The organism is Myxococcota bacterium (assembly GCA_035498015.1).
In the GTDB taxonomy this organism is placed as follows: Bacteria; Myxococcota_A; UBA9160; order SZUA-336; family SZUA-336; genus VGRW01.
Window position 1 is genome coordinate 1 of record DATKAO010000035.1, and the last position, 7,001, is coordinate 7,001.

Annotated in this window: 7 protein-coding genes; 5 read left to right on the forward strand and 2 right to left on the reverse strand. The window is 70.5% G+C overall.

Annotated elements, in window-relative coordinates; all coding sequences use genetic code 11:
* From VMR86_02840 to VMR86_02850, 3 genes are all read left to right on the forward strand, one after another.
* Positions 1 to 990: NAD(P)-dependent oxidoreductase (locus tag VMR86_02840; protein HTO05967.1), on the forward strand; the 990-nt coding region annotated here is incomplete at its 5' end.
* Between the two features lie 3 nt (positions 991 to 993).
* A complete protein-coding gene (locus VMR86_02845; GenBank protein HTO05968.1) occupies positions 994 to 2,301 on the forward strand; it encodes an adenylosuccinate synthase in 1,308 nt (435 codons plus the stop codon).
* Positions 2,298 to 3,329, forward strand: coding sequence for a tetratricopeptide repeat protein (locus VMR86_02850; GenBank protein HTO05969.1), 1,032 nt, complete (start codon positions 2,298 to 2,300; stop codon positions 3,327 to 3,329). Before VMR86_02845 ends, VMR86_02850 begins: the two co-directional genes overlap by 4 nt.
* On the opposite strand, the gene VMR86_02855 is transcribed toward VMR86_02850, so the two are convergent.
* Positions 3,323 to 3,790 carry a hypothetical protein gene (locus VMR86_02855; GenBank protein ID HTO05970.1) on the reverse strand — a complete coding sequence of 156 codons (468 nt, stop codon included), beginning with the start codon at positions 3,788 to 3,790 and terminating at the stop codon, positions 3,323 to 3,325. The genes VMR86_02850 and VMR86_02855 overlap by 7 nt on opposite strands.
* Before the next feature lie 36 nt (positions 3,791 to 3,826).
* Between VMR86_02855 and VMR86_02860 the strand changes: the two genes are divergently transcribed.
* Positions 3,827 to 4,381 carry a peroxiredoxin-like family protein gene (locus tag VMR86_02860; GenBank protein HTO05971.1) on the forward strand — a complete coding sequence of 185 codons (555 nt, stop codon included), beginning with the start codon at positions 3,827 to 3,829 and terminating at the stop codon, positions 4,379 to 4,381.
* 1 nt (position 4,382) lies between these two features.
* Here the strand turns inward: VMR86_02860 and VMR86_02865 are convergent, their stop codons facing one another.
* Positions 4,383 to 6,170 carry a SulP family inorganic anion transporter gene (locus VMR86_02865; GenBank protein HTO05972.1) on the reverse strand — a complete coding sequence of 596 codons (1,788 nt, stop codon included), beginning with the start codon at positions 6,168 to 6,170 and terminating at the stop codon, positions 4,383 to 4,385.
* Positions 6,171 to 6,249: 79 nt separating this feature from the next.
* Between VMR86_02865 and VMR86_02870 the strand changes: the two genes are divergently transcribed.
* Positions 6,250 to 7,001 (forward strand): transporter (locus VMR86_02870; GenBank protein ID HTO05973.1); only part of this gene is annotated, 752 nt, incomplete at its 3' end.

A 7,001-nucleotide genomic window follows, 5' to 3' on the forward strand; every position in this document is an offset into this window, starting at 1 on the left:
ACCGAGGGCACGCGCGGCATGATCGGCCGCGAGGCCTTCGCCAAGATGAAGAAGGGCGTGCTGCTGGTGAACGCGGCGCGCGGCGGCATCGTCGACGAGGCGGCGCTGCTCGAGGCGATCCAGTCCAAGAAGGTCGCAGGCGCGGCGCTCGACGTGTTCGAGCAGGAGCCCGTGCCCAAGGACCACCCGCTGCTGAAGTGCGAGGAAGTGATCTTCACGCCGCACATCGGCGCGGCCACCGAGAAGGCGCAGCTCAACGTGGCGATCGCGGTCGCCGAGCAGGTGCGCGACTACCTGGTGTCGGGCATCGTGCGCAACGCCGTGAACCTGCCTTCCGTGTCGGCCGAGGACCTGCCGATGCTGCGGCCGTTCGTCATGCTGGGCGAGAAGCTCGGCCTGTTCGAGGGCCAGGTCGCGCGCGGCGGCGTGTCGGAGATCGACGTCGAGTACGCCGGCGAGATCGCCGAGCGCAACGTGCAGGCAGTCACTCTGGCCGTGCTGCGCGGCATCCTCGCGCCCTGGGTCGGCGACGAGGTGAACTTCGTGAACGCCCCGCTCGTGGCGCAGAAGCACGGCGTGCGCGTGATCGAGACCAAGTCGGCCGCGCCCGAGGACTACGTGTCGCTGCTCACCGTCCGGGTGCGCTCGCGCAACGGCGAGTCACACCTGGTGGCGGGCACGATCTTCGGCCGCACGCAGCCCCGCATCGTGCGCGTCGACGACTTCCGCTTCGAGGCCATCCCCGAAGGCCCGACCTTCCTGATCCGCAACCAGGACCGTCCGGGCGTGGTCGGGCGCATGGGCACCTTGCTCGGCAGCAAGGGCATCAACATCAAGCGCATGCAGCTCGGCCTGCACCTGCAGACCAACCAGGCGCTGCAGCTCCTGTCGGTGGAGCCGATGCCCTCGCAGGAGATCCTCGAGGCCGTGCGCCGGCTCGAGAACGTCGAGATGGCGCTCCTGCTCGACCTCGGCGCCCGAGTCACTTGAGCCATGGCGAACGTCGTCGTCGTCGGGGTGCAGTGGGGCGATGAGGGCAAGGGCAAGGTCGTCGACCAGCTCGCCGATCGCGCCGATCTCGTGGTGCGCTTCCAGGGCGGGCCGAACGCCGGTCACACGCTGGTGGTCGACGGCGAGACCACGGTGCTCCACCTCGTGCCCTCGGGCATCCTGCAGCCTTCGACGCTGAACCTGATCGGCCCTGGCGTGGTCGTCGACCCCGACGTGCTCCTGGGCGAGATCGACGGGCTGAAGCAGAAGGCCGTGCCGGTCGGGCGCGAGAGACTGCGCATCTCCGACCGCGCGCACGTGATCCTGCCCGTTCACTCCGCGCTCGACAAGGCGCGCGAGGAGTCGCGCCACCAGCTCACGATCGGCACGACCGGCCGCGGCATCGGGCCGGCCTACGAGAGCCGGGTCGCGCGCACGGGCGTGCGCGTGATCGACTTGCTCGAGCCGGCGGCGCTGCGCGAGAGACTCGAGCTGGCGCTGTACGAGCGCAACTTCCTGCTCGAGCACCTGTACCACTGGCCCAAGATCGACGCGAACGAGCTGTTCGACCGGGCGGTGGTCTGGGGCGAGAAGCTCGCGCCCTACGTGGACGACGTGGGCGTCGCGATCGACCGCGCCATGCGCGAGGGCAAGTCGGTGCTCTTGGAAGGCGCGCAGGCCACGCTGCTCGACGTCGACCACGGCACCTATCCGTTCGTGACTTCCTCGACCACGATCGCGGGCGGCGCCTGCGCGGGCGCGGGGCTCGGCCCGACGCGCATCGACTCGGTGATCGGAGTCAGCAAGGCCTACACCACGCGCGTGGGCGGCGGCCCGTTCCCCACCGAAGACGACGGCCCCGCCGGCGAGCACATGGGGCGGGTGGGCAAGGAGTTCGGCGCCACCACCGGCCGCAAGCGCCGCTGCGGCTGGCTCGACCTCGTGGTCATGCGCTACGCGGTGCGCGTGAACGGCATCACGGGTCTGGCGCTGGGCAAGCTCGACATCCTGACCGGCCTGCCCGAGGTCAAGATCTGCGTCGCCTACCGCGTCGACGGCAAGGAGCTGCGCGAGATCCCCGCCAGCATCCGCACGCTCGAGCGCTGCGAGCCGATCTACAAGACCTTCCGCGGCTGGGACGAGTCTCTCGCCGCCGCGCGTTCGCTCGACGACCTGCCTCAAGCGGCGCGCGAGTACATCCGATGGATCGAGGACGCGCTCGAAGTCCCCGTGGACCTGCTCGGCGTCGGGCCGGACCGCGACGCGACGATCGCGCGCGCCAACCCGTTCGATCGGCCAGCAAGGCGTTGACCCGAAACTCGAGACACTCACTCGCCTGCGCGCTCGGCGCGGCCCTGCTCGCGGCGGGCGCGGCCGGCCCCGCCCGGGCCGACGACCCGCCGTGCGTGGTGACCTGCCGCGACATGGCGGCCAAGAACCAGCTCAAGAGCGGCATGAGCGAGATGGGCTGCGTCGCCAGCGTCTGCCAGCAGGAGGGCCGACGCCTCTACACCGAGGGCAACTACGACGCCGCCCTGAAGTCACTCTCGGCGGTGGGCGAGAGACTCTCGCGCAGCCCGTCGTTCATGCTCGACCGCGGGCTGGTGTACTACTCGCTGGGCAAGTTCGACCTGGCGCTGGCCGACTTCGACGGCATCCTGCTCACCGATCCCGACAGCTTCCAGGCCGGGGCGCAGCGCGCGCACACGCTCGTGCGGCTTTCGAAGCTCGGCGACGCGCGCACGCAGTTCGAGAAGCTGCTCACGCTGCCCGGCGCCAAGCGCGAGTTCCGCGGCCTGCGCACCGAGTCCTACCTGCAGGGCAACATCGGCGTGATCGACCTGATCGACGGCGAGCGTCCGAAGGCCGAGGGCGAGCTCAAGAAGGCGATCGAGATCGACGGCTCGAACGGCCTCGCCACCACCTACGTCTACCGCGTGCTGCCGCAGATGGACAAGAAGAACATCGATTCCAACGGCGTGTATCTCCTGCTCACCGCCTCCGAAGACGTGGGCATCCCGCGCCGCGACGCCGCGCGCGAGACGATCGAGACGCTGGTGCAGAAGTACCCGAAGTTCCCCGAGACCTACTTCCTCGCCGCCGAGCTGTACCGCAACACGGGTCACTACGAGGAGTGCGAGCGCCTGCTCACGGTCGGCGAGCGCGCGATCCCCGAAGAGCCCGACATCAAAGCCGAGCGCCTGCGCTGCACGCTGCTGCGCGTCGGCCCGACCAGCGAAGCCGCCAAGGGCCCGATCGCCGAGCTGAAGAAGCTCGCCGCCGAGCACCCCGACGACCCGCTGACCAAGAAGATCCTCGAGGCGCTGGACCTCTACTGAGCCGGCTTCTCCGCGGCCAGTGACTCGAGGTACGTCACGAACGCCGGGTCCTCGCCTTTCACGAGCTCGGGCAGGCGCGAGCGGAAGGTCTCGCGCTGGACCCATTCGCGCATGTAGTCCTCCCAGGAGCGCCAGCGGCGCAGCTTGTCGTTGCTGAGTCCGTCCTCGTAGAGCAGGAGGTAGGCGCGCTCGAACAGCGAGATCAGCATGCCGAAGATCAGCATCATGCGTTCGTGCTGCTCCTCGTTGAGCAGCCCCGGCCTGGCCGAGAACAGCTTCAGGTCGCTGTTCTCGAGCACCACCTTCAGGAAGTCCTGGTAGTTGTCGGAGAGCAGCTGGTAGACCTCTTCCTCTTCGTTGGCGCGCTCTTTGCGCTGCTCGAACAGGTAGGCCAGGATCGCGAGCGGCAGGCCCACGACCGTGACGACGTAGCTCAGGAGCTCCCAGGTCTCGAGTGACACGGGACGACTCTAGCGGAGCGGCCTAGAATCCGGGGCATGAGGTGGGTCCCGGGCGCGGAGCTCGCGCCGCGCGAGCTCGTGGCGCTGTCGGGCGATAAGCTCCGCATCCCGGACCCCGAACGGGTCGTCCACCTGCAGCTGCGCCGCTTCGCCGGCTGCCCGATCTGCAGCCTGCACCTGCGCAGCTTCGCGCTGCGGCGCGACGAGGTCGCGGCGGCAGGCGTGCGCGAGGTGGTGGTTTTCCACTCGCCGGCGCGAGAGCTCCTGCCCCACGCGAGTGAGCTCCGGTTCGACGTGATTCCCGATCCCGAACGGCAGCTCTACACGGAGCTCGGCGTCGAGAGCTCCGCGCGCGCGCTGCTGGACCCGCGCGCCTGGCCGGGCGTCGCCCGCGCACTCACGCTCGGCACGCTCGCGATCCTGCGCGGCCAGGCGCGCCCGCCGGCGCTGCGGCCGCAGGGGGGCCGGCTCGGTCTGCCGGGCGACTTCCTGATCGCGCCCGGCGGGCGCGTCCTGGCCTGCAAGTACGGCGAGCACGCCGACGACCAGTGGTCGGTCGACGAGCTCTTGTCACTCGTGCCCGCCCGCTGACTCAGATCTCGTAGGGCACGGGCTCGCGCTCGCGGCCGGCGCGCGGGCAGATCGAGCAGGTCTTTCCGTCGAGCAGCTCGTAGGCGCGGCGGATCGCGAGCATGGTGCTGGTGAGCCGCACGGGCTGCTCCAGGAAGAGTCGGTCGCCGAGCTGCGCCGCGATGCCCGTACGCCCGAGCTTGTCGGCGAACTCCGCGCGCACGCCGCACAGCAGCACCTGCACGCCGCGCGCGTTCACGCGCCGCAGGAAGTCCTCGAGCAGCGTGAGTCCCACCGCGTCGGGATTGCGGGCGCGCTTCAGCCGCAGCACGAGCACGCGCGTGTCGGGACCGATGCGGTCTTCCATGCTCGCGAAGTGCGCTTCGAGCGCGGCGGTCGCGCCGAAGAACATCTCGCCCTCGAGCCCGAACACGAGGATATACGGGCAGGGCCGGTCTTCGGGCAGGCGCTCGCGCAGGTTGCCACCCGTGATCGCGAACTCGCTGATCAGCATCTGCCCGGCGCGCGGCACGGTGAGCAGGAACGACATGAACACGCCGATCAGCACGCAGAACTCGATCGAGATGCCCACGGCCGCGAGCGCCGTCGCACTCACGATCGCGGCGTCGAAGCGCGTCGTGCGCAGGTGGTAGAAGAGCGAGCGCCAGTCGATCATGTTCCAGGCGGTGACCATCAGGATCCCGGCCAGCGCCGCGCGCGGGACGAAGCGCGCGTACGGGGCGAAGGCCAGCATGGTGACGGCCACGGCCACCGCCGAGATCACGCCCGACCACTGGCTGACTGCGCCGGCCTGCTGGTTGATGGCCGAGCGCGTGAGTGAGCCCGAGCCCGGCATGCACTGGAAGAAGCTGCCGCACAGGTTGGCCAGCCCCTCGGAGAGACACTGCTGGTTCATGTCGAGCTTCTGCCGGGTCGTGGCGGCGAGCGCCTTCGACATGGAGATCGCCTCGAGCAGGCCCAGCACGGCGATCGCGAGCGCGCCGGTGGCGAAGCCGCGCGCGCGCTCGAAGTCGAGCGGCGGCGCCGCGAACGACGGCCAGCGGCCGGGAATCTCGCCCACCACCGCCACGCCTCGCGCGTCGAGGCCGAGCCACGCGGTGAGTCCCGCCATCACGATCACCACCGCCAGGAGCTCCGGCGCGAGCCGCCATCCGAGCAGGCGCTTGGCCGCGCGCAGCCCGGTCACGGCCGCGATCGTGCCGAGCCCGACCAGCGCCGTCTCCAGCTGGATCCCGCCGCTCTCGGTGAGTGAGCGGTAGAAGCGCACCAGGAAGTGGGCGTGCGCGTCGCCCACGGCCTTCAGCCCGATCAGGTTCTTCAGCTGGTCGAGCGCGAGCAGCGCGCTCGCGCCCGCGGTGAAGCCCACGATCACCGAGTGCGAGATGTACCTCTCCAGGTCACCCAGCCGCAGCAACGTGATTCCGAGCTGGATCGCGCCCACCAGGAACGCGAGCAGGATCGCCGACTGCACGCGCAGCTCGGGCTCGGTCACGCTGGCCAGCACCGACAAGACCGCGATCGAGATCGCGTTGGTCGGGCCGTTCACGAGCTGGCGCGAGGCGTTGAACAGCGCGCCCACGGCCGTCATCACGATCGCCGTGTAGAGGCCGTACACGGGCGGCAGGCCGGCCACGAGCGCATAGGCCATGGCCTGCGGCACCGCGACCGCCGCCACGGTGAGCCCGGCCAGGAAGTCCGCGCGCGCAGACTCCCAGCCGTAGCCGCGCAGTGAGTCGAGCGCGGGCACGACCCGCAAGGGCAGGGGAGTCGGGTTCGCCGGCGCGGTCAAGCGCGCAACGATATCAGGCCCCGGCCGCGCCTGGCCGGCCCACTTGACCCGGTTCATGCGCGAATGCGAGAACGATCCCATGCAGAGCGCGGCCATCGTCGGCATCGGCGAGACGAGCTACGTGCGCGGCTCCGACCGCGCTGCGGTCGACTGGATGCTCGAAGCGGGCAGCGCGGCCATCGCCGATGCCGGCCTCGCACCGGGCGAGATCGACGGGCTGATTCCGCCGCCGGCCTACACCAGCGCCGAGGAGCTGGCCGCGAACCTCGGCATCCCCGACCTGCGCTTCGCCTCGACCATCCACATGGGCGGCGCGAGCCCGATCGCGGCCCTGGGTCACGCAGCGCGCGCGATCGCGACCGGCGCGGCCCGACACATCCTGGTGACGGTGGGCTGGAACGGCTACTCGGCCATGCGGCCCAAGCCCGGCTCGCGCCGGCGCGACCGGCTCTCGTTCGCCGCGCTCGAGCGCACGGTGCGCGACTTCTATCTCCCGTACGGGATCGTGAGCGCGGCGCAGATGTACGCCTGGATCATGACTCGCTACAAGAAGCTCTACGGCATCCCCGACGAGGCGGCGGGCGCCGTCGCGGTGGCGTGCCGCAAGCACGCGCAGCTCAACCCTCGCGCCGTCATGCGCGGGCGCACGCTCGGCATGGACGAGTATCTCGCTGCGCGCTGGATCGCCGAGCCCTTCCGGCTCTACGACTGCTGTCTCGAGACCGACGGCGCCTGCGCGGTGGTCGTGACTTCGGCCGAGCGCGCCCGCGACCTGCGCGCGCGGCCGGTCGCGATCCTGGGCGCCGCCGAAGGTCACCCGTACCCCGCCGA